General features: G+C 75.3%; 20 protein-coding genes. 7 read left to right on the top strand and 13 right to left on the bottom strand.

Annotated elements, in window-relative coordinates:
* Window positions 1-7 precede the first annotated feature (7 nt).
* Both ACFU74_RS11125 and mshA read right to left on the bottom strand, forming a co-directional pair.
* The gene (locus ACFU74_RS11125; RefSeq protein WP_380755107.1) at window positions 8-550 is read right to left on the bottom strand and encodes a YbjN domain-containing protein; all 543 of its coding nucleotides are present in this window, start codon (window positions 548-550) and stop codon (window positions 8-10) included.
* A 66-nt stretch (window positions 551-616) separates the two neighbouring features.
* Window positions 617-1999 carry a D-inositol-3-phosphate glycosyltransferase gene (gene mshA / locus ACFU74_RS11120; protein ID WP_380755134.1) on the bottom strand — a complete coding sequence of 461 codons (1383 nt, stop codon included), beginning with the start codon at window positions 1997-1999 and terminating at the stop codon, window positions 617-619.
* 269 nt (window positions 2000-2268) lie between these two features.
* Between mshA and ACFU74_RS11115 the strand changes: the two genes are divergently transcribed.
* Complete coding sequence (locus ACFU74_RS11115; RefSeq protein WP_380755105.1) at window positions 2269-3102, top strand: class I SAM-dependent methyltransferase; 834 nt, start codon at window positions 2269-2271, stop codon at window positions 3100-3102.
* Between the two features lie 120 nt (window positions 3103-3222).
* On the opposite strand, the gene ACFU74_RS11110 is transcribed toward ACFU74_RS11115, so the two are convergent.
* Window positions 3223-3774, bottom strand: coding sequence for an O-acetyl-ADP-ribose deacetylase (locus tag ACFU74_RS11110; RefSeq protein WP_380755131.1), 552 nt, complete (start codon window positions 3772-3774; stop codon window positions 3223-3225).
* Window positions 3775-4012: 238 nt separating this feature from the next.
* Here ACFU74_RS11110 and ACFU74_RS11105 point away from each other — a divergent pair, with 238 nt between their 5' ends.
* Window positions 4013-5464, top strand: a complete 1452-nt coding sequence (locus tag ACFU74_RS11105) for a PP2C family protein-serine/threonine phosphatase (protein WP_380755102.1) — start codon at window positions 4013-4015, stop codon at window positions 5462-5464.
* Window positions 5465-5539: 75 nt separating this feature from the next.
* On the opposite strand, the gene ACFU74_RS11100 is transcribed toward ACFU74_RS11105, so the two are convergent.
* The 4 genes from ACFU74_RS11100 to ACFU74_RS11085 all read right to left on the bottom strand — a co-directional run bounded on the left by ACFU74_RS11100 (window position 5540) and on the right by ACFU74_RS11085 (window position 8163).
* On the bottom strand, window positions 5540-5893 hold the full coding sequence (locus tag ACFU74_RS11100) for a DUF2516 family protein (RefSeq protein ID WP_380755128.1): 354 nt from the start codon (window positions 5891-5893) through the stop codon (window positions 5540-5542).
* Between the two features lie 113 nt (window positions 5894-6006).
* A complete protein-coding gene (locus ACFU74_RS11095; RefSeq protein WP_380755099.1) occupies window positions 6007-6525 on the bottom strand; it encodes a hypothetical protein in 519 nt (172 codons plus the stop codon).
* A 20-nt stretch (window positions 6526-6545) separates the two neighbouring features.
* Window positions 6546-6959: a helix-turn-helix domain-containing protein gene (locus tag ACFU74_RS11090; RefSeq protein ID WP_380755096.1), complete on the bottom strand. Its 414-nt coding sequence runs from the start codon at window positions 6957-6959 to the stop codon at window positions 6546-6548.
* Between the two features lie 76 nt (window positions 6960-7035).
* Window positions 7036-8163, bottom strand: coding sequence for a MerR family transcriptional regulator (locus ACFU74_RS11085; protein WP_380755093.1), 1128 nt, complete (start codon window positions 8161-8163; stop codon window positions 7036-7038).
* Between the two features lie 172 nt (window positions 8164-8335).
* On the opposite strand from ACFU74_RS11085, the gene ACFU74_RS11080 reads away from it, so the two are divergent.
* On the top strand, window positions 8336-8950 hold the full coding sequence (locus ACFU74_RS11080; RefSeq protein WP_380755091.1) for a YceI family protein: 615 nt from the start codon (window positions 8336-8338) through the stop codon (window positions 8948-8950).
* Window positions 8951-9148: 198 nt separating this feature from the next.
* Here ACFU74_RS11080 and ACFU74_RS11075 read toward each other — a convergent pair whose 3' ends face one another.
* The gene (locus ACFU74_RS11075) at window positions 9149-10138 is read right to left on the bottom strand and encodes a LysR family transcriptional regulator (RefSeq protein ID WP_380755088.1); all 990 of its coding nucleotides are present in this window, start codon (window positions 10136-10138) and stop codon (window positions 9149-9151) included.
* A gap of 158 nt (window positions 10139-10296) precedes the next feature.
* Between ACFU74_RS11075 and ACFU74_RS11070 the strand changes: the two genes are divergently transcribed.
* Both ACFU74_RS11070 and ACFU74_RS11065 read left to right on the top strand, forming a co-directional pair.
* On the top strand, window positions 10297-11529 hold the full coding sequence (locus tag ACFU74_RS11070) for an MFS transporter (protein ID WP_380755085.1): 1233 nt from the start codon (window positions 10297-10299) through the stop codon (window positions 11527-11529).
* Between the two features lie 10 nt (window positions 11530-11539).
* The gene (locus tag ACFU74_RS11065) at window positions 11540-12025 is read left to right on the top strand and encodes a macro domain-containing protein (protein WP_380755082.1); all 486 of its coding nucleotides are present in this window, start codon (window positions 11540-11542) and stop codon (window positions 12023-12025) included.
* On the opposite strand, the gene ACFU74_RS11060 is transcribed toward ACFU74_RS11065, so the two are convergent.
* Window positions 12013-12552: a GNAT family N-acetyltransferase gene (locus ACFU74_RS11060; RefSeq protein WP_380755079.1), complete on the bottom strand. Its 540-nt coding sequence runs from the start codon at window positions 12550-12552 to the stop codon at window positions 12013-12015. The two genes, ACFU74_RS11065 and ACFU74_RS11060, sit on opposite strands and share 13 nt — an antisense overlap.
* Window positions 12553-12732: 180 nt before the next feature.
* On the opposite strand from ACFU74_RS11060, the gene ACFU74_RS11055 reads away from it, so the two are divergent.
* Window positions 12733-13539, top strand: coding sequence for a TetR family transcriptional regulator (locus ACFU74_RS11055; RefSeq protein WP_380755076.1), 807 nt, complete (start codon window positions 12733-12735; stop codon window positions 13537-13539).
* 51 nt (window positions 13540-13590) lie between these two features.
* On the opposite strand, the gene ACFU74_RS11050 is transcribed toward ACFU74_RS11055, so the two are convergent.
* Window positions 13591-14904 carry a GNAT family N-acetyltransferase gene (locus ACFU74_RS11050; protein WP_380755073.1) on the bottom strand — a complete coding sequence of 438 codons (1314 nt, stop codon included), beginning with the start codon at window positions 14902-14904 and terminating at the stop codon, window positions 13591-13593.
* 134 nt (window positions 14905-15038) lie between these two features.
* Between ACFU74_RS11050 and ACFU74_RS11045 the strand changes: the two genes are divergently transcribed.
* Window positions 15039-15764 carry a dienelactone hydrolase family protein gene (locus tag ACFU74_RS11045; RefSeq protein ID WP_380755070.1) on the top strand — a complete coding sequence of 242 codons (726 nt, stop codon included), beginning with the start codon at window positions 15039-15041 and terminating at the stop codon, window positions 15762-15764.
* A 1247-nt stretch (window positions 15765-17011) separates the two neighbouring features.
* Here ACFU74_RS11045 and ACFU74_RS11040 read toward each other — a convergent pair.
* From ACFU74_RS11040 to ACFU74_RS11030, 3 genes are all read right to left on the bottom strand, one after another.
* Window positions 17012-18463 (bottom strand): C40 family peptidase, encoded by a 1452-nt coding sequence (locus ACFU74_RS11040; protein WP_380755067.1) that lies wholly within the window; start codon window positions 18461-18463, stop codon window positions 17012-17014.
* Between the two features lie 259 nt (window positions 18464-18722).
* The gene (locus ACFU74_RS11035) at window positions 18723-19838 is read right to left on the bottom strand and encodes a hypothetical protein (protein WP_380755064.1); all 1116 of its coding nucleotides are present in this window, start codon (window positions 19836-19838) and stop codon (window positions 18723-18725) included.
* A gap of 69 nt (window positions 19839-19907) precedes the next feature.
* Entirely contained in the window at window positions 19908-21818 is a 1911-nt protein-coding gene (locus ACFU74_RS11030) for a threonine/serine exporter ThrE family protein (RefSeq protein WP_380755062.1), read from the bottom strand.
* Between the last annotated feature and the right edge of the window lie 60 nt (window positions 21819-21878).

Here is a 21878-nt window from a genome sequence, read left to right as displayed (position 1 = left end):
CCTCCGGCTACCCGGCGGCAGGCGGCCCGGAGGCAGGCGGCTCGGCGGCCGGGCCGGCGAGGTGGGCGAAGGCGGCCAGGTTGCGGGTCGACTCCCCCCGCTTGGTCCGCCACTCCCACTCCCGCCGGATCGCGGTGGCGAAACCCAGCTCCAGCAGCGTGTTGAACGGCTCGTCGGCGTTCTCCAGCACCGTGCCCAGCAGCCGGTCCACGGCGTCCGGGGTCAGCGCCTCCAGCGGCAGCCGGCCCGCCAGGTAGACGTCCCCCAACCGGTCCACCGCGTACGCCACGCCGTAGAGCCGGGTGTTGCGCTCCAGCAGCCAGCGGTAGACCGCCTCGTGGTTCTCGTCCGGGCGGCGGACCACGAAGGCGTTCACCGACAGGGTGTGGTCACCGACCCGCAGCGCGCAGGTGGTGCTCAGCTTCCGGGTGCCCGGGAGGGCCGCCACCAGGGTGTACGGGTCGGTGGGGGCCGGCTCCCAGGCCACCCCGGCCCCGTCCAGGGCGGTGCGCAGGAGGGTCAGGGCCTCGTCCTTGGTGCGGATTGCCATGGGGGTGACGTTACTCGGCGGTACGCCCGTGCGCAGCAGTGCGCCGGCCGCGACCGCCGCGCACGGTCAGCCGCGCCGCTGGCGCGCCCCGGCCAGTCGGCCGAGCGACCGGACCAGGCTGCCGGCGTACACCTCGGCGGTGGTCGCGGCGGCGGTGTCCCAGCCGAACCCGGCCGCGTGCCGGGCCGCCGCGGCGCCGCGCCGGGCCACCAGCGCCGGGTCGGTGACGTACGGCTCCAGCGCGTACGACCAGTCCACCGGGTCGTGGCCGTCGACCAGGGTGCCCGTCCCGCCGTCCCGGACGGCGACCGGCAGGCCGCCGACCGCGGCCGCCACCACCGGCGTGCCGCAGGCCTGTGCCTCCAGCGCGACCAGCCCGAACGACTCGCTGTACGAGGGCATCACCAGCGCCGTCGCGGCCCGGTACCACTCGGCGAGCAGCTCCTGGCCCACCGGCGGGTGGAACCGCACCACGTCGCCGATGCCCAGCTGGGCGGCCAGCTTGTGCAGGCTCTCCGGCCTGGCCAGCCCGGTGCCGGAGGGGCCGCCGACCACCGGCACCACCAGCCGCTCGCGCAGTTCCGGGCGCCGCTCCAGCAGCACCGCGACCGCGCGCAGCAGCACGTCCGGCGCCTTCAGCGGCTGGATGCGGCCGGCGAACAGCAGTACCGCGGCGTCGGCGGGCAGCCCGAGCCGGGCACGGGCGGCCCGGCGGGCCTCCGCGGCACCCGGTGCCGCCGGGCGGAACACGTCCAGGTTGACGCCCGGGTGGACGACGGCCAGCTGGTCCGGGCGCGCCGCGTAGAACCGGGCCAGCTCGGCGGCCTCCTCGGTGGTGTTGGCGATCAGCCGGTCGGCCGCCTCCACCACCTGGGTCTCGCCGATCACCCGGACCGGCGGCTCGGGGGTGTCGCCGTCGGCCAGCGCCGCGTTCTTCACCTTCGCCATGGTGTGCATGGTGTGCACCAGCGGCACGCCCCAGCGCTGGGCGGCCAGCCAGCCGACCTGGCCGGAGAGCCAGTAGTGCGAGTGGACCAGGTCGTAGTGGCCGGGCCGGTGGCCGGCCTCGGTGCGGAGCACGCCGTGGGTGAAGGCGCACAGCTGGGCCGGCAGGTCCTCCTTCAGCAGCCCCTCGTACGGGCCCGCCGTGACGTGCCGGACCAGCACGCCCGGGGCCAGCTCCACGGTGGGCGCGTCGTCCGAGCAGATCGCCCGGGTGAACACCTCGACCTCGATGTTGAGCTCGGCCAGCCGCTTGGCCAGCTCCACGATGTAGACGTTCATGCCGCCGGCGTCGCCCGTCCCCGGCTGGTGCAGCGGGGAGGTGTGGACGCTGAGCATGGCTATCCGGCGCGGGCGGCGCCGGCCGCCCTGGACGAGCGACTGGAGCCGGCCGCGCGCGGGCGCGGCCGGCTGGGCACGGCGTACCGAACGGACGGGGTGCTGGATCACCTGGCTGAAGCCTCCTCGTGTACTTCCCGCCTCAGCAGCCCTGCTTGCCTGCTGCCTGCTGTTCTGCCTGCTTCCGGTGCGTGCGCCACCGCCCGCGCGCCGCACGCCCGCGGCGCCCGCTGCGGCGCGCCGGCCTGCCGCGCCCCGTCCGGGCACACATCACCATCAGTCTGCCAACCACGCGATCGTCGGCCGGCATTCCCGGGCCCCGGCATGAGATGGGCCACGCCGCCGGCGGCCGCGGCGGGCCCCGTACCCTGTGGGGCATGGCCGCCTCCTCCCCCGACACCGTGACCGCGCCCGCCCGCGGACGGGCCGGGCGGCCGGTGGGCACCGTCACCCGGGGGACCACCAACACCAACCGGCTGCGCCGGATGGACCGCTGGATCGCCCACGCGCTCGGACCCGCGCTGCGTTCCGCCGGCCGCCCGCCGGTCGCCGTCGACCTCGGGTACGGCGCCGCGCCGTGGACGGCCGTCGAGCTGTCCGCACGGCTGCGGTCGGTGCGGCCGGACGTCCGGGTGGTCGGGATCGAGATCGAACCGGCCCGGGTGGCCGCGGCGCTGCCCCACGCGGTGCCGCCGCTGCTGACCTTCCGGCGCGGCGGCTTCGAGGTGCCGCTGGACGGCGGCGCGCCCGCCCTGCTGATCCGGGCCGCCAATGTGCTGCGGCAGTACGACGAGTCGGCGGTGGCCGGGGTCTGGGAGCGGCTGTGCGGCCGGCTGGCCCCCGACGGGCTGCTGGTCGAGGGCACCTGCGACGAGATCGGCCGTCGGCACGTCTGGGTGGCGCTCGGCCCGGAGGGGCCGCGCACGGTGACCTTCGCGGCCCGGCTGGGCGGCCTCGACCGGCCGTCCGACCTGGCCGAACGGCTGCCGAAGGCGCTGATCCACCACAACGTGCCGGGGCGGCCGGTGCACGCCTTCCTGCGCGACTTCGACCGCGCCTGGGCGGCGGCCGCGCCGTACGGGGCGTTCGGCGCCCGGCAGCGCTGGGTGGCGGCCTGCACCTCGCTGGCCGGGGCGTGGCCGCTGGTGGACGCGCGCGGGCGGTGGCGGCAGGGCGAGGTCACCCTGCCCTGGGCCGCGCTCGCCCCGTAGCCGGGCTGCTGCGTCCGGCCGGGCGGCGGCGATCGAGTCCGCGGTTTCACTCGAACGAGTTATCGAATATCTCTGGCGTGTTGACGCCTCGTCACGCCACCATGGGACCCGACCGGCGGCTCACCCCCGGCCCGTCAGCCCCAGCTCCCGCCCGACACCCTCGAACACCCCGTACATCTCCGGCCCGAACAGCACGAACCGCACCTCCCCCGGTCCGCTCCCCGGCTCCGCCGTCACCGCCGCGACGGTGCCGAGCGCGATCCTGGCCGCATCCGCCGGCGGCCACCCGAAGATCCCGGCCGACACGGCCGGGAAGGCCACCGTGCGCGCGCCCAGCTCCGCCGCCACCCGGAGCGACTCGCGGTAGCAGGAGGCCAGCAGCCCCGCCCGCTCCTCGTACTCGTCCTCCAGGTAGACCGGCCCCACGGTGTGCACCACCCAACGGGCCGGCAGGTCGCCGGCCGTGGTCGCCACCGCCTGCCCGGTGGGCAGCCCCCGCCCGTACCTCGAAGCCCGCAGCGCGCGGCACTCCGCCAGGATCCGCGGCCCGCCCCGCCGGTGGATCGCACCGTCCACACCGCCGCCGCCCAGCAGGGAGGAGTTCGCCGCGTTCACGACGACGTCCACCTGCTGCGCCGTGATGTCACCCTCGACCAGGGTGATGCGCGTCACCATGCCGATACCCCTCTCCACGTCCGCCCCGGCACCCGCCGGGGCGGGCCTCCGCCCGCGTCCCCGCCCATCCAACACACCGCCACCGGCGTGGCGATAGCCACAACGGTGCCGGTCGGTCAGAGAAATCCCCGGAGATCACGTTATGGTCGCGAGAAGTTCCCCGACGCAGGGTGCCAAGCGGGCACTGCGGACGGACGCCGGCCGTTACGCATGCGGGGAAAGGGAGGATCAGCCGATGCCCGCAACGGGAGACGGGCGGGCGCCTGGTGCCGCGGACCCGCCGGACGCCCGGCACGGTGCCCGCCGGCAGCCGTCCGGCCCGGCCGCCACGGCCGCGCCGATACCCCACCCCCGGTCGGACGCCGCGTCCAACGGCCCGGCCGCCCCCGTGCCCGTGTCCGCCACCACCGCGCCGCTCCGGCTGCTGGTGATCGAGGACGACGCCACCGACGCCCAGCTGCTCAGGGCCGCGGTGGCCGACAGCGGCGCCCCGATCGAGATCCACTGGACCCGCGGCCTCGACCAGGCCTTCGCCCTGCTCGCCCCCGCCTCGTCCGGCTCCCGGCGCGGCCGGCGCCACCCCGACCTCGCCCGCGGCGACTTCAGCTGCGTCCTGCTCGACCTCGCCGCCCCCGCCGACCTGCCGCACCCCTCCGACCCCTCGGACGGCCTGGAGGGGCTGCACGAACTGCTCCGCCGGGCCCCGCACACCGCCGTCGTGGTCCTCACCGACGCCGCCGGCGCCGAACTCGGCGCGGCCGCCGTGGCCGCCGGCGCCCAGGACTTCCTGGTCAAGAACGAGACGGACGGCCCGCTGCTGGCCCGCGCCCTGCGCTACGCCGTCGAGCGCAAGCGCGCCGACGAGTCGCAGCGCCGACTCGTCGAGGCCGAACTGCGCGGCCAGGAGAACGCCCGGTTGCAGCGCCACCTGCTGCCCACCCCGCTGCTCGACGGCGCGAACCTCTCCTTCACCCGCCGCTACCGCCCGGGCCGCCGCCGCGCCCTGCTCGGCGGCGACTTCTACGACGCGGTCCGCACCGAGGACGGCACCGTCCACGTGGTGATCGGCGACGTCTGCGGCCACGGCCCCGACGAGGCCGCCCTCGGCGTGGCGCTGCGGATAGCGTGGCGGACCCTGGTCTTCGCCGGCCTCACCGGCGAGACCCTGCTGACCACCCTCCAGCACGTGCTGGAACACGAACGGCGCAGCGACGAGATCTTCGCGACGCTCTGCATGCTGAGCATCGAGCCCGGCGGCACCGCCGCCCCGGAGGCCCCCGAACAGGCCCGGATCCACCTGGCCGGCCACCCGCCGCCGCTGCTGCTCGGCGAGGACCACACCCCGATCGGCCTGCCCGCCGACCACGCCGGCCCCGCGCTCGGCCTGCTCCCCTGCGACGACGGCCAGGCCGTCTGGCCCGCCCACCGCTTCGAGTTGCGCCCCGGCTGGCGGCTGCTGCTGTACACCGACGGCCTGATCGAGGGCCGGATCGGCGCCGGCTCCCGCCGCCTCGGCCAGGACGGCCTCGCCGACCTCATCGGTGACCACCAGTCCGCCGGGCTCACCCGGGGCCGGCTGGTCGACAGCGCGATCGCCGAGGTCGAGGAGCTGAACGGCGGCGCGCTGACGGACGACGTCGCGGTGCTGCTGCTGGAGCGCAATCCGGCCCGGCTGCTCCTGGGCTGACCCGGCGCCGGGAACGACGGACCCCGGCGTCCGCGCGGGTGGACCCGCCGGACGCCGGGGCTCCGCGCTCCGCCGTCACCAGGGCCCGTACGGCCCCGCGTTGCGCTGGTCTCCCCGGCCGCCGCCCCGGTTGGTCAGCGCCCGGATCGCCGGGCGGACGTCGACCACGTAGACGATCGCGGCGACCAGGCCCGCCAGGGTGAGGAAGCTGGTCAGGAAGTTCGCGCCGAACAGCAGGTCCAGCCCGAACGCGATGCCGAGGACCGCCAGCCAGAAGCCCTTGGTCTTCTTGTCGGCCGCCCGGTAGGCGTCCTCCGGCCGGGTGGCGGCGTCGATCAGCGCGAACAGTTTGTAGCCCAGGATGGCGACGGCCAGCCACCAGAACGGATTCAGGTAGTCCAGGAACAGGATCTGGGCCACTCCGCCCATCACGGCCTCCTCGTCTCGCTGCGGCACCCCGTCCGTCCATCCTGGCACGGCGGGGCGTCCGCCACGGCGTCAACGACCCGGCGGCGCCCGATGCGCCCCGGGCTGCGCGGGTCCTACTCCGCGCTCCTGCGGGACCGGCCACGCTTCGGGGCGGCGGGCGCCTCGTCCTCGACCAGCTCGCCCTCGACCGGCTCGCCCTCGGCGGCCTCCGGGTCGACCCGCTCGGCGACCGCGGCGTCCGCACCGGCCTCGGCGCCGCGCCCGCGGTCGACCGCGACCTTGCCGCGCTCGGCCAGCCCGTCGTAGGTCTCCTTGGCCTTCACCGCCAGCTCGACGGCGCGGCCGACCTGCTGGAGCGCGAAGGTCTGCGCCTTCTCCTGGAGCACCTTGAGGTCGGCCGGCAGCGCGGTGACCGTGTCGGTGACCTTGGACTGCGCCTCGACCAGCCGGGCCTGGGCCTCGGCCAGCCGGGCGGTGGCCTTCTCCTGGGCGCCCCTGCGGTCCGCCGCGAGCGCCTCGACCCTGCCCGGCACCTCCCGCAGCTTCTCGTAGGCGAGCTCCCCGGCGCCGGCGAGGGCGTACAGCGGGGTGGGGTCCGTCAGGGTCTTCTTGATCTCGTCCGTGATCGGCACGGCCGGTCCTCCCGTGGTGTCTAGGGTGCCTTGCCCTCGGGCTCGTCCGCGCTCCCGTCCGCACCCTCGTCCGCGCCGGGCGGTCCCCCGGCGGCGTTCTCCTTGAGGAAGGCGTCGTAGACCGCGAGCAGCGCCTGCTTCTGCTGCTCGTTGATCAGTGGGTCGGCCAGGATCGAGGCCCGCAGTTCCAGGCCCTCACCGCGCCGTTCCTCCAGGATCCCGGCCTGGACGTAGAGCGTCTCCGCCGAGATCCGCAGCGCCTTGGCGATCTGCTGCAGGATCTCCGCGCTCGGCTTGCGCAACCCTCGCTCGATCTGGCTGAGGTAGGGGTTGGACACGCCGGCGGCCTCCGCCAGCTGCCGCAGCGAGTACTGCGCACTGCGCCGCTGTTCGCGGATGTACTCGCCCAGCGAGCCGACGTTCAGGGAGGCCATGGGACCACCCTGCCCCAGGCTGCTTGCATTTGCAAGCGCATTGCTAGCACCAGCAACCAGCCCGGGGAGGGGCGGATCAGGCGGCCGGGAGGCGGACCGGCATCAGGACGGAGAAGGTGCCGGGCCGACCGGGGGTGCGGATGGCGAGCGGGGCGACCGGGCCGCCGAGTTCGAGGACCAGCTGGCCCGGGGCGCCGGCCGGGAGGGCCTCCAGGAGGAAGTCGCGGTTGACCGCCACCCGGAGGGCGCCCGGGGCCGGCGCGCCGGCACCGGCGCCGATGTCCGCGTCGGCGTCCGGGGCGACGAGGGTGAGGCGGCCGGCGTCGTCGACGGCCAGCACGGCGACCTCGCAGTCGGCGCCGTCCGGGCCGGAGGGGAGGCTCCGGGTCGGGGCGGAGGCGAGCGCCTCGCGCAGGTCGGCGGCGGGCAGTCCGACCCGGTGGACGGGGTCCAGCCGGACCAGTGCGCGGTAGTCGGGGTAGTCGTGGTCGAGCGCGGCACCCTCGATCCGGTGGCCGTCCACCGCGATGCGCACCACCCCGCCGTCGAACACCAGCTCCACCGGTCCGGCGGCGGGGCCGAGCAGCGCACGGAGGGCGCCGGCCAGCGCGGCCGGCACGATCGCGGCGGCGGAGGCGGCGCCGCCGGGGGCGTCGACGGGGACCTCGGCGAGGGCCATCCGGTAGCGGTCGGTGGCGACCAGCCGCAGCAGGCCGCCGTCCAGGTCGAACAGCACGCCGGACAGGACCGGCAGTTCGGGGTCGCTGCCGACGGCGAAGCGGACCGCGTCCAGGGCCTCGGCCAGCGCAGGGGCGGGGACGGTGAAGCGGTGCTCGGCGGGGGCGGTGTTCATCGGGTTCTCCCTCTGGTCGATCAGTCGGCGGATCAGGGAGAGCTCCCGGCGCGCGTCGGCGAGGCCGTCCTCCAGTCGGCGCAGGTGCGCGTCGAGCACCCGGTGCGCGGCGCCGCTGCCGGGGTCCGCGCCGAGTACGGCCCGGATGCCGGCCAGCGGCAGGCCCACCCGGCGCAGCCGGGCGAGCAGCCGGGCCTCGGCGAGCTGCTCGGGCGCGTACCAGCGGTAGCCGGTGCGCGGGTCGACCCGGGCGGGGGCGAGCACGTCGGCCCCGTCGTAGAAGCGCAGGGCGCTCACGCTCAGACCGCTGTCGCGGGCCAGCTCTCCGATGCTGCGCAGGTCGCTCTCCATGCCAGGGACTCTCGGGCCTCGACCGGGTCGAGGGTCAAGCCGGGCGGCCGAACCGGATCCGACCATATCGACGGGCCCCCCACCACAGTGGTTGAACTTTGAACGAACTCGAGCTACAGTGGAGCCAACAAGTTGAAGCCTAAACAAATGGCTTCGAACCCGAGGAGGAGCCATGGGCCTTTTCAACCGCAACAAGAACGCCGCCACCGCGACCACCACCGCCGTCACCGCCACCGAGGGCCCGGACCTCGGCCACCTCTCCGGCGACTGGACCATCGACGCCACCCACAGCGAGATCGGCTTCTCCGTCCGCCACGCGATGGTCACCAACGTCAAGGGCCGCTTCACCGAGTACGACGGCAAGCTGCACCTGGACGGCGCCACGCCGGCCAACTCCAGCGCCGAGCTGGTGATCAAGGTCGGCAGCATCGACACCAACCAGGCCCAGCGCGACGAGCACCTGCGCACCGGTGACTTCTTCGCCGCCGAGACCTTCCCCGAGATGAGCTTCCGCAGCGTCTCCGCCGAGCGCGTGCGCGACGACTCCTACCGGATGACCGGCGACCTCACCATCAAGGACGTCACCCGCCCGATCGTCCTGGACCTCGACTACACGGGTGCCGCGGTGGACGCGTACGGCGTGGACCGGGTCGGCTTCGAGGGCAAGGCCGTCCTGGACCGCACCGAGTGGGGCCTGACCTACAACGCGGCGCTGGAGACCGGCGGCGTGCTGATCGGCGAGAAGGTGAAGCTCACCTTCGACATCTCCGCCGTGAAGGCGGCCTGACCCGGCCGACCGCGACAACGGGCCCCACGGGCCCTCGCCGACCGCGGGCGCGCGACCGCCGGTTTCCCCCACCGGCCGCGCGCCCGCACCCACCCCGCCCCTGCCGACCCCCGAGCGGCAGGGGCGGGGTCGCATACGGCCCGAACAACCGTCCGCTACCCGGTGATTCCTGATCCGGGACAGGTTCGTGCACCATCTTCACTCGGCCGCCCGGCGGGTTGTCCAGGACGCCAGCAGCGCCGCGTCCGGCGCCGGGAGCCAGCCGCCCGCCGGGCGGCGCAGCCACTCCTCGCGCGCACCCAGTTCGGCGGCCGCGGCCAGCAGCGCGGTCAGCCCGGGATGCCGCAGATCCGGGCGGTGCACCAGGCTCACCAGGCTGAGCGGCACCGGCTCCACCAGCGGCACGTTCACCGAGCCCGGCAGCACCGGGCCGCCGGCCGTGGTCAGCATCGGATCGCCGTGCCGGGCCAGGTAGCGGGCCGTCTCGTCCACCCCCACCGGCGGGACGCGCGGCGGGGCCGGCGTCAGACCGTGCTCGTGCAGCAGCCGCAGACCGAGGTCGGCCCACTCGGTGGTGGCCGGATTGCCCGCACAGACGTCCACCGGGTGGCCGGCCAGCTCTGCCACCCGCAGGACCGGCCGCCCGGCGAGCGGGTGGCCGGCCGCCATCATCACCGACACCCGCTCCAACCGGACCGGCCGCTGGGCGAGTTGGGAGCGCGCTCCGGCGGCCAGCCCGGCGAAGCGGCCGAACGAGACGTCCAGGCGGTGGGCGAGCAGCTCACCGGCGGCCGCCGCCAGACCGCCGTGGAAGCGGGCCAGGATCTCCCCCTCCGGCCAGGCGGCGCGGGCCCGTTGGAGCAGCCGGTCGCTGGTGAGGTCCGGGCCGGTGACGTCGCTGTTGAGGTCGAGCAGCAGCGGGCGGTGCCCGGCGCCGGCCAGGATCTCGTCGTGCAGCGCCAGCAGCCGGCGCGCCCTGGGCAGCAACCCGTGGCCGGCGGCGGTGAGTTCGACGCAGCGGGTGGTGCGGGTGAACAGCGCGTCGCCGAGCAGCCGTTCCAGCGTCCGGACGTCCCGGCTGAGCGCCTGCTGGGCCACGTGCAGGCGCTCGGCGGCCCGCCCGAAGTGCAGCGTCTCGGCGGTCGCGACGAAACCGCGGAGCAGGCGGGGATGCAGGTCACGGGGCATGGCGGCAGGCTAGCAACGAGCCCGGGCCGGAGGATCCGAGGTGATTGACAACACGCTGTTGTCAATGCGGCGGAACAGGTGTTGGACCGCGCCCGGCCGGCGGCCCGAGGCTGGGGGCCTTCCCCTCCCCTCCCCTCCCCCTCTCCCCGCGGAGTCCCGTGCTCACCCCGTACCGACGCCTGTTCGCCCGGCCCGGCACCGCCGCCTTCACCCTGGCCGGGCTGCTCGGCCGGCTCTCGATGTCGATGACCGGCGTCTCGCTGGTGGTGCTGCTCGCCGAACGGCGCGGCTCGTACGCGCTGGCGGGTGCGGTCGGGGCGGCCGGCCTGGTCACCGGGGCGGTCGGCATGCCGCTGATCGGCCGGCTGGTCGACCGGTTCGGACAGGCACGGGTCACCGTCCCGGCGGTGCTCTACAACGTGGTGCCGCTCTCGGCGCTACTGCTCTGCGTCCGCGCCGGAGCGCCGGACTGGACGCTGTACCCGTGCTGGGCGGCCGGCGCGGCGGCGCCGAACCTCGGCGGCATGGCCCGGGCCCGCTGGGCGCACCTGCTCCGGGACGAACCCGACGACCTGCACCTCGCCAACTCCTTCGAGCAGGCGCTGGACGAACTCTGCTTCATGGCCGGGCCGGTGCTCGGCATGGTGCTGTGCACGACGATCGCGCCGGAGGCCGGACTGCTCACCGCCGGCGGGCTCGGCGCGGTCGGCGCGCTGCTCTTCGCGGCCCAGCGCCGCACCGAGCCGCCGCCCGCCGCCCGCCCGGCCGGCGGGCGGCACGGCTCACCGCTCCGGGTACCGGGACTGCGGGTGCTGACGCTGACCTTCCTCAGCACCGGCATGATCTTCGGCGCGCTCGACCTGACCACCGTCGCCTACGCGGACGCGCTGGGGCGCCGACCTGTCGCGGGCGTGCTGCTGGCCCTGGTGGCGGCCGGGTCCTGCGTGGCCGGGCTGGTGTTCGGGACGCTCCGGCCGGGCGGGCCGGCGGGCGCCCGCTTCCTGCGGGGCGTCGCGGCGATGGCGGGGCTGCTGCTCCTGCCGCTGGCCGCCGGGCTGGGCGGCGCGGGGCTCGCACTGCTCGGCGCGGCGCTGTTCGCGGCCGGGACGGGCACCGCGCCGACCATGGTCACCGGCATGACGCTGCTCCAGGAGCTGCTGCCCCGGCGGCAGTTGAACGAGGGCATGGCGATCGCGGTGTCCGGCATCCTGGTCGGCATCTCGGGCGGCTCGGCGCTGGCCGGCACCCTGGCCGAGCACGCGGGCCCCGGCGCGGGCTACTGGATCCCGGCGGTGGCGGCGGCGCTCGCCCTGCTGATCGCCCTCGCGGGCCGCCGCCACCTGGGCGTCCGGGCGGACGGCCCCGAACGCACTGTCAGTGGTGCGCGCTAGCGTTCGGGCCATGGCGGAGACGAGCACCATCACGTACGTCCGGGGCGATGCCACGGCACCCCAGGGGAGGGGGGCGAAGGTGATCGCGCACGTCTGCAACGACCTCGGCGGGTGGGGGAAGGGGTTCGTGGTCGCGCTCTCGCAGCGCTGGAGCGAACCGGAGGCGGCGTACCGGCGGTGGCACCGGGAGCGGGCGTCGAACGACTTCGGGCTGGGCGCCGTGCAACTGGTGCGGGTCGAGGAGTACCTCTGGGTGGCCAACATGGTCGGCCAGCGGGGCATCCGCACCGGCCGCTCCTCCGGGCCGCCGGTGCGCTACGAGGCGATCGACGCCGCGCTGGCGACCCTGGGCGGGCACGCGCTCGACCTGGGCGCCTCCGTGCACATGCCGCGGATCGGGTGCGGGCTGGCGGGCGGGCGCTGGAGCTCGGTGGAGCCGCTGGTGACGACCCGGCTGACCGGACGGGGGGTGCCGGTGACCGTCTACGACCAGTGACGGGCGAGCTCGGAGGCCGGCCAGGTGTACTCGTACTCGGGCAGCGTGTGGCCGCCCGGGAAGACGCCCGCACGCGCGTCCGTGCGACAGGCCCCCTCGCGCTCGTAGAAGGCGACCGCCCGGGTGTTGGCCTGCAGGACCTCCAGGTAGAGGTCGGTCCCGGGGTGGCGGCGGGCCGTGTGCCTCCGGGCCGCGTCCACGAGCTTGCGGCCGATGCCGCCGCCGGTCAGTCCGGGGCGGACGTGCAGGTTGTCGAGCAGGATCCGGCCGTCCCACTGCGGGACGACGTAGGCGAACCCGACGACGTCCCCGTCCCGCTCGGCGATCAGCAGCTCCGGGGTCGTCTCCGGACCGCCGTAGTCGGCGGCGAGCCGCAGCTCCCAGATCTCGCGCCGTTCGGCGGCCAGCCCGTCGCCGAGGGCCTCGTCGGGGACGAGGCCGGCGTACGCGGTGCGCCAGCTGGCGGAGTGCAGTTCGGCGACGGCCTCGGCGTCCCGGGCGGTGCCCTGCCTTATCACGGTGCTCATGGGTCCAGCATCCCATCCGCGCTTGAACGCGTTCAAGTCATGACTTAGAGTCAGGCCATGACTTTGAACGCGTTCGAAATCAGCCCGGGGACGGCGTCGGCACCGGATGCGGAGGGGGCATCCGGTGCCGCACGCGCCGACACCGGCTGGGACTGACCCGATCGGGCTAGGCTCGGGGCCGTGGACGACCTGGCAGCGACGAACGGCACGAGCGCGGCGAACGACAGCACCGGCGGCACCGGCACCGACGGGGGCGCCGCGAGCCCCGCCGAGACGCGCGGCAGCCGCGCGCAGCCGAAGACCGACAAGAGCGAGCAGACCCGGGCCCTGATCCTGGAGACCGCGATGCGGCTCTTCCAGGAGCGCGGCTACGAGAAGACCACCATGCGCGCCATCGCCACCGAGGCGGGCGTCTCGGTCGGAAACGCCTACTACTACTTCTCGGCCAAGGAATTCCTGATCCAGGGGTTCTACGACCGCATGACGTACGACCACGCGGCGGACGCCAGGAACCGCATGGCGCACACCCGGGACTTCGCCGAACGGCTGGAGATCGCGCTGACCTCCTGGCTCGACACGGCCGCCCCGTACCACGAGTTCGCGGCGCAGTTCTTCCGCACCGCCGCCGACCCGAGCAGTTCGCTGAGCCCGTTCTCCAACGAGTCCCACCCGGCCCGGGCGACGGCGGTCGAGCTGTTCCGCGAGGTGCTGCAGGGTTCCGAGCTGGCGCCGAAACTGGACGCCGAACTGGTCGAACTGCTGCCTGACGTGCTGTGGCTGCACCTCATGGTCGTGGTGCTCTACTGGGTCTTCGACCGGACCGAGGACACCGAGCGGACCCGGGAGTTCGTGCGGCGCTCGACCCCCATGGCGGCCCGGGTGATCAACCTGTCGCGCTACCGGGTGTTCCGGCCGATCGTGCGCGACGCCAAGGGCCTCATCCAGGACTTCATCCTGCCCACCATCGGCAAGACCGCCGTGAAGTAGCGGCACCGGCAGCGGACACCCCCGACCGCGCGGGCCGGGGGTGAGGGCCGGTCAGAATCCGTCGATGTTCCAGGCCAGCAGCGGTGTGCGCAGCAGCAGGTCCGCGGCGGCCGCCGCGCCCGGACGAAGCTCGGTGACCCGGTTGGCCACCGCGAGCCTGGGCAGCGTCTCGCCGGCCAGGTAGAGCGCGCCGAGCGCCGAGGCGTCCAGCGCCAGGTCGGCCTCGTCGGTGGTCCGCACGCAGCGGCCGGTGCCGTCCGCGGCGACCTCGATCGCCCAGCGGCCCGCGGCGTAGCCGTCCCGGTCCTCGACGTCCAGCACCACGCGGCCGGGCGCTCCGTACGTCCGGGCGTTGAAGGCGGCCTCGACGTCCAGCACCCGCAGCCACATGAAGTCGGCGTTCTCGGCGTGCGGGGTGGCGGCGCGCGGCTCGTTGAGCAGCATCGGCAGCGGGTCGTCCGGGCCGACGTTCTCGACCGTGACCTTGCGCACCCAGTCGACCGAGAACAGGTAGCGCCACAGCGCGGTGGCCGTGGGCCGGTCGAGCGCGAAGAGGTCGTGGACGGTGAGCGTGCAGTTCGGGTAGGAGCCGTCCCAGGTGTCGTCGATCTTGTAGACGGCCAGACCGGTGGGGGTTCCCTCGGCGTCCCGGTGGACGGCGGCGAAGGGCTCCTTCCAGTCGAAGCCGGGGACCTCGATCTCGCCGGTGTGGCGCTGCCAGGTCAGCTCGTCGCGGTCGATCGCGCCGGGCTGGGTGACCCGCCAGCGGTCGAACAGCTCGGGGCCGATCTTGCGCAGCTCCTCCATGCTCACCAGGTCGATCCGCCCGCCGGGCACGGCGGGCAGATCGGCCCGCAGGCCGCCGGCGCGCAGCAGGTCGATGTTCCAGCCGTGGCCGCGGGTGGCGGGGCCGAAGCCGTAGCGGCCGTAGATGTTGTACTCGGCGGCGACCAGGATGGCGACGGCGGCGCCGCGCTCCCGGGCGGCCGCGAGGTCGCCGGTCATCATCCGGCGGAGCATTCCGCGCCGCCGGTGGGTGGCGGTCACGGTGACGGCGGTGATCGCGTCGGCCTTCACCACCGCGCCACCGGGGACGGTCAGTTCGGCGTCGAAGCTGCGGAAGGTGGCGACGATCCGGCCGTCGTCGAACGCCCCGAGCATCCGGCCCTGCTCCCACTGGCGGCGGCGGAACTCCGTCGCCCGGCCGACGTGCGAACGCAGGAAGCCGACGGCGAGCGCCCGGTCCCACTCCTCGACCTCGTCCTCGCCGACCGCCCGGATCTCGATCCCGTCGACGACGTCGCCCTGCTCCTTCAAGCGGCTGCTGCCCGGATCACGGGACCCACCGTTCGTTTCGTTGCCCATTCGCTCACCGTACGGCGGGATTTCGGCGACGGCACCCGATTTATTCCGGCCGCGGAGGCGGGGCCCGGGCCGTGTTGTCCGCCCACGGTGAAGTCCGGTCCGAACGGGCCGGAACCGCACTAGGGTCCGGTCCCATGACGACGGTCACCACACGCACGGTCCGCTACCCCGCCGACGGACTGACGATGGTCGGACACCTCGCGCTCCCGGTCGGCACCGGCCGCGGACCGGCGGTCCTGCTCGGGCCCGAGGGGCCGGGCCTGAACGACGTCCACCGCCACCGGGCCGACGCCCTCGCCGAGTTGGGCTACGTGGCCCTGGCCTTCGACCTCCACGGCGGGCGCTGGTTCACCGACCGCGAGGAGATGCTGGCGCGCGCGATGCCCCTGCTCGCCGACCCCGAACGGCTGCGGGACATCGGCCACGGGGCACTCGACGTGCTGCTCGACGAACCGCGGACCGACCCCGACCGGATCGCCGCCATCGGCTACGGCACCGGGGGCGCGATCGCGCTGGAACTCGGGCGCGCCGGCGTGGACCTGCGGGCGATCGGCACGGTCAACGCCCTGACGACGGGCCGACCGGGCGAGGCGGCGCACATCCGCTGCCCGGTGTGGGCCGGGGTGGGGTCGGAGGATCCGATCATGCCGCCCGCGCAACGGGACGCGTTCGCCGCCGAGATGCAGGCCGCCGGCGTCGACTGGCGCCTGGTGGTCTACGGCGGCGCCCAGCACGCCTTCCACCACCCACCGGTCGACCGCCCCGTGGTCCCGGGCGTCGCCCACCACCCGCTGCACGCGGAACGCGCCTGGCGCGACATCCTCGGCCTGCTCGCCGAGTGCCTGCCGGTGACACCGTGAGCGGGCACGCGCTCCGCACCGGCCGGACGGCCGGGCCTCCGGCCCCGGCCGGGCGCGGGCCCGGAAGACCGGGGGCATCTGCTCGCCGAATGCCGCCTCCGACAGGACGACCCGACCACCCGGCCCGCTGACCCGCCGCACACTCCGCACCGGCCGTGGCGGCGGCGCCGTACGGTGCCACGCCGTCACGGGCGGTCGCAGAAGTCCGAAGCACCTGCGTGTGCCAGGCGACCGGACTACCCAGCCGGACCACCCGGTGACGACCGCACCGTCCCGACCCGCCACACACTCCGCACCAACCGCAGGGCCAGGCATTCGCCCCCACCCGCAACAGGGCGAGCAGCCCACCCGGGCCGGACCAACCCGGCCGTCCAACCCGCCGCCACTCCACACCAACCGGAAACCGGGCGTCCGGCCCCCGCCCACGACGCGGCGAGCGAACCGCCCGGCCGGACCGCCCCGGCTTCCGACCCGTCGGCCACTCCGCGCCGACCGAAGGGCCAGGCGCCCAGCCCCGACCCCGACCCCGACCCTCAGCACGGCGCCGCCTCGTCAGGGACGGGCAAAGAAGTCCGGGGCGCCTGCCGGCCAAGCACCTGCCCGTGACAGGGCGACCGGACCGCCCGGCCAAACCACCCCGGCAACCGCCGAACCATCCCGGCCCGCCACACACTCCGCACCAGCCCCATGGCCAGGCACCCAGCCCCGACCCCCAACACGGCGAGCAGACCACCCCGGCTCTCCAAGCCGCCGCTCGTCACCGACCGGAGGGCCGGATGTCCGGCCCCGGCCCTCAGCACGGCGCCGCCTCGTCAGAGGCGGGCAAAGAAGTCCGGGGCGCCTGTCGGCCAAGCACCTGCCCGTGACAGGGCGACCGGACCGCCCGGCCAAACCACCCCGGCAACCGCCGAACCGCCCCGGCCCGCCACACACTCCGCACCAGCCCCATGGCCAGGCACCCAGCCCCGGCCCCCAACACGGCGAGCAGACCACCCCGACCTTCCGACCCATCGGCTACTCCCCGCCAGCCACAAGGCCAGGCGCTCGGCCCCAGCCCTCAACGGGGCGAGCAGACCACCCGGGCCTTCCACCCATCGGCTACTCCCCGCCAGCCACAAGGCCAGGCGTCCAGCCCCGGCCCTCAACGGGGCAAGCAGAGACCACCCTGACCTTCCGACTCGCCGCCCATTCCGCGCCGGCCGCGAGGCCGGGCGTCCAGCCCAGGCCCTCAGCACGGCGCCGCCTCGTCAGGGGCGGGCGTAGAAGTCCGGGGTGCCCATGATCCAGAGGCTAGCCTGCTTGATCGGCACGCCGGCGCGGGGGGCCTCGATCATCTGGTCGTCGCCGATGTAGAGGCCGACGTGGTGGATGTCGGCGGCGCGGCCGGTGGTGCTCCAGAAGACCAGGTCGCCCGGGCGGAGCTGGCGGTAGGTGACCGGGGTGGACTGGGCGTACTGGTCGGCGGCGAAGTGGTTGAGGCGCTTGCCGCCCTGGCGCCAGGCCATCATGGTCAACCCCGAGCAGTCGTAGCCGCCGGGGCCCTCGCCGCCCCAGACGTAGGGCAGGCCGATCTTGGAGCGGGCGAAGGCGATGGCGTCCGCCGCGCCCTCGGCCGACCAGGGACGCGGCGGCGGGGGCGCCGGGGTGGAGGCTGCCTTCGCGGCGTCGGCAGCGGTCCGTTCGGCAGCCGCGCGTTCGGCGGCTGCGGCTGCTGCGGCGGCTTCCGCGGCCGCCCTGGCCTCGGCCTCCCGGGCGGCCCGCTCCGCCGCGGCCTGTTCGGCGGCGGCCCGCTCCGCCGCCTCGCGCTCGGCCGCCGCCTTCTCGGCTGCCGCGCGGGCGGCGGCCTCGGCCTCCCGGGCGGCGATCGCCTCCAGTGCCTCGCGCCGCTGCCGTTCCAGCTCCACGGTGGTGTGGCGGGCGGCGGCCAGTTCGGCGAGCAGTTGCTCGCGCCGCAGTGCGGCGGCCGTGACCTGGTTCTGCTGGTCCGCCAGCCGGGCCTCGGCGCGTGACCGGGCGGCCCCGACGGCGGCGGCGGCGCGTTCGGCGGCCTCGGTCGCGGCGCGCGCGGCGGCGGCCGCCTTCGCCGCTCCGGCGGCCGTGGAGACCGCCGCGTCGAGGATCTGCCGGGTGCGGTCGCTGGCGACCCCGACCACCGCGGCCCGGTCCCCGGCCTCGCGCGGGCCTCGCGCGCCGAGCAGGGCGTTGATCGCGGAGAGTTCGGCGCTGGTGCCCTGCCGGTACGTTTCGGCGGCCAGGGCGGCGGCCTCCTCGGCGGCCACGGACCGCTCGGCCTCGGCGGCGGCGGACCGGCCGGCGGCGGCGGACTGCTCGACGCGGGCCCGGGTGAGGGCCAGTTGGGCGCCGTTGTAGGCCTCGACGGCCTGTTCGGCCGTCCGGGCGGCCTGGTCGACCTCGGCCTTGGCGGCGGTCAGGCCTGCCTCGATGGCGGCGACCGCGCCGGCCTGCCGGTCGGCCTCGGCCCGGGAGCGCTCGATCTCCTCGGCGGAGGGGAAGGCCTGCTCCCCCGACGCGGCGGTCCCGGACGGATCGGCGGCGGACGGCCCGACGGGGACGACCGGCGCGGCGGGCGCGGCGGGCGCGGCCGGGCCCGGCTCCACCGGCGCGGCCGACGCGGCCGGCAGCAGCGCGAGCACGGAGGTGAGGGACAACAGGAGGGTCGGCAGGAGCCTGCGCGCCATGATGCACCCCTTCGAACGGTCACGAGGGAGTGGAGCGGCCGCACGCGCGCGCCACCGCGGGACCGGGGTGACGACGGGCCCGGCCGGGGCCCGTCACCGCCGGAGGCCCGGCGAAGCATCCCATTCCGTGACAAGACGGTCACTGCCCGACATGTTCTCAAGCCGGGCCGCTTTCACACCTGAAGCTCGCGCCGCCGACCGGGTGACCATCGGATGATCCGACCGCGCCTCGGCTCCGGCCGGACACCGGGGGTACGAACTACCGGCTCATCCTGCGGGTCCGCGTCCGCAGCCGGCGCCGCCGGTCCGGCCTGGGCTCCTGGCCGGCCGGCTCGACCGCGTACGTCCGGCTGCGGCCCGCCCGGACCACCCGCCGGCGCTGCTGGGATCGGTCGTGCCGCCCCGCCCGGTCGGCCGCCCCGCCGTAGCCGTCCGGCCCGCCGTACGCCGCGGCGCCGACGGCACCGGTGCTCCGGCGGCTCCCGGACGGGTGCTCCGCGCCGCCCGCCGCCGAGCGGCGGTCGGCCAGCCGGGCGGAGCGCCGGGCCAGTGCCCGGGCGGCGTGCGCGTCGAGGTGGGCGGTGGCCCGGGCGGCCATCTGCTCGGCCACCCGGTGGGCGGCCGGATGGTTGGCCGGCACCTTGTCGGGCGCCCCGGCGATCAGGTCGAAGAGCCAGGTGCGGGCCCGGTCCGCACGCCGGTGCAGCAGGCGCTCGCGCCGGAGCGCCCGGGACCGCAGGCGCGGGCTCGCGGCGTACCGCCAGCGCGCCCAGGGGCTGCTGGGGCGGGCCAGCCGGATCGCGCCGATCCAGGAGAGGCCGGGCACCATGATGCCGAGCAGCCCGGTCCACACCTTGCCCTTGAGCAGGGTGACGATCATCGCCAGCGCGTTCACCGAGATGACCGTGACCAGCCCCCACCTGGTCTCCCCGGTGGGCTCGGCGCCGAGCGGGACGTAGCCGACGAGCAGCAGGCCGGTGAAGAGGATGCCGAAGATCACCGCGTCCACCGACTTGCGGCCCTGCTCGCTCCAGTAGACGTCGTCCAGGTGCAGGATCAGCGCGAACTCGTCCAGCACCAGACCGCAGCCGATGCCGAAGAGCAGACCGAAGACGTCGATCCACGGGTGCCCGCCGTACGTCGCGAACACCCCGATGCCGCCGGCCAGCAGGAAGCCCAGGCCGAAGACCATGTGGTGGATGTGCAGCCCGCCCGGCGTCACGTTGCCGGGCCACCAGCGCACCTGGGCCCGGATCATCCGCACGCTGAACCGGATGAACACGAACGAGGTGATGAACCCGACCAGCAGCAGGAACAGCGGTTGCTTGTGCGTGGCGACGATGTGCTCGCGGTAGCCGTCCAGCAGTGTGGTCATGGGTCTTACCTTCGTTCCTGGTGCTGCGTGCGGCCTGCCGCGACATGGCCCGGGGGCCAACGGCGGGCGTCAGAAGCCGCGGGTGCGCTTGGCGGCCCGGCGGGGGATCACCGGGGCGAGCGAGGGCCGCTCGACCCCGACCGGGAGCTTCATGAAGAGCCGGGCGACCTCGCCGCCCAGGTTGACGCCGATGGCCAGCGCCATCGCGATCGCGGCGGCCCGGGTGATCTGGACCAGGCCCCCGCTGGGGTGGCCCTGGGCGAACGAGAGCATGCCGAGGTAGAGCGCCGAACCCGGCATCAGCGGCCCGATCGCGGCGGTGACGTACGGCAGCGCGGACCCGTTGCGGTAGCGCGCCATCAGCTGGCCGAAGAGGCCGACCAGGCCGGCCGCCACCCCGGTCGCGACGATCGGCGAGACCCCGGCGTTGTAGGCCAGCACGCCGTAGCTGGCCCAGCCGATGCCGCTGTTCAGGGTGACCAGGGCGAGCGAGCGGCGGTCGGTCTGCAGCAGCATCGCGAAGGCGAGGGTCAGCAGCATCGCGGCGACCATCTGGACCGGCGGGTAGCTGATCCCGGTCAGCGACTCGTCCGGTTTGAGCTTCGCGTTGAAGCCGACGCCCAGGTAGAGGATCAGCATCACGCCGATGACGATGCCCGCCACCAGGTAGATGACCTCCAGCAGCCGGGCCGCGGCGGTGATGTAGAAGCCGGTCAGACCGTCCTGCACGGCGGCGACCAGGGCGCGTCCGGGCAGCAGCGCGAACAGCCCGCCGGTGATCACCACGGAGCCGCGCAGGCCCAGGTCGTTGAAGGAGAGCACGATGCCGGAGGCCGCGGCCGGCATCGCGGCCAGCACGAACTGGTAGAACTCCGGCAGCCCGCGACGGGCGATCAGCGAGGCCAGCCGGTCGCCGAGCACGGCGGCGACGAAGGCGCTGAGGAAGACCAGCCAGGCCTTGTCGTCGATCCGCCCGCCGACCAGGAAGGTCGCCGCGCCGGCCAGCAGGCCGGTGTTCAGCGCGAGCAGCCAGGCCGCGTACGGGTGCCGGTTGCGGCGGATCACCGCGAGCCGGCGGTAGGCGTCGTTGACGCTCACCTGCTCGGCGGTGATGTCCGCGACCAGCTCGTACACCGCGTTCAGCCGGGTGTAGTCGGAGGTGCGGCGGCGCACCACGCGGTCGGCGGTGATCGGCGGCTCGACCAGCGAGGGCTGGTGCGAGATGCCGATGAGGGTGAACGTCACCTGCGGTTCGCAGCGGTCCAGCCGGTAGGCGTGCGCGATGCCGAGCATGGCCGCCTCGACGTCCTCGGCGGCCTCGCCGCTGGCCAGCAGCAGCTCGCCGATGCGCAGGGTCAGGTCGAGGATGCGCGGGACGTTGCGGGCCGCGGCCGCGGCGGGGTGCAGCTCTCGGGCGGTCCGCTCGAAGGCGGGGCGCTCGGACATCGGGGTGCGCAGCAGCGTGCGCATCCGGTCCGGCCAGGGCGCCTCACCGGGGGCGCCGGGGCTGAGCGCGCCGAGCGGGATGCCGGTCGGCGGGGTGTAGCCGGCGGCCCGCCACTCCTCGGGGGTGAGGGTGTCCTCGGCCGCGGAGCGGCGGCGGTACACCGGGGGGATCGCGTCCGCCACGGCCCCCGACGGCCCGGCGGGCGCCGACGGCTCGGGCTGCGGCGCGGGCTCCGGCTCGGGTGCGGGTTCGGGGGCCAGCAGGCCCTTGGTCTCGGGCGCGGGCAGGGCGAGCGGGATCTCCACGGTCGGCTCGACGACCGGGGCGGGGTGCCCGAGCAGTCCCTCGGTGGGCGGCGCCTCGGACGGGTGGACCGGCCGAGCGCCGACGGCCGGGCGGGCCTGCCGCTGCGGACGGCCGCCCCGGCCGCCCCTGGCCCTCTTGCCGCCGCCCGGTCGGCCCCGCTTCGGCACTTCCGCTCCTTGCCGCCCCTGGCGGTGCCGGTCCCCCGGGCCGCCGTTCGATCTCCGCATACACCTTGCCTGATCGAACTGCGGGACGCACATGTACGCGACGGCGGGCGCGGCCGTCCC

This window comes from Kitasatospora sp. NPDC057500 (assembly GCF_042802195.1).
In the GTDB taxonomy this organism is placed as follows: domain Bacteria; phylum Actinomycetota; class Actinomycetes; order Streptomycetales; family Streptomycetaceae; genus Kitasatospora.
This window is presented reverse-complemented; position numbering and strand designations above follow the sequence as displayed.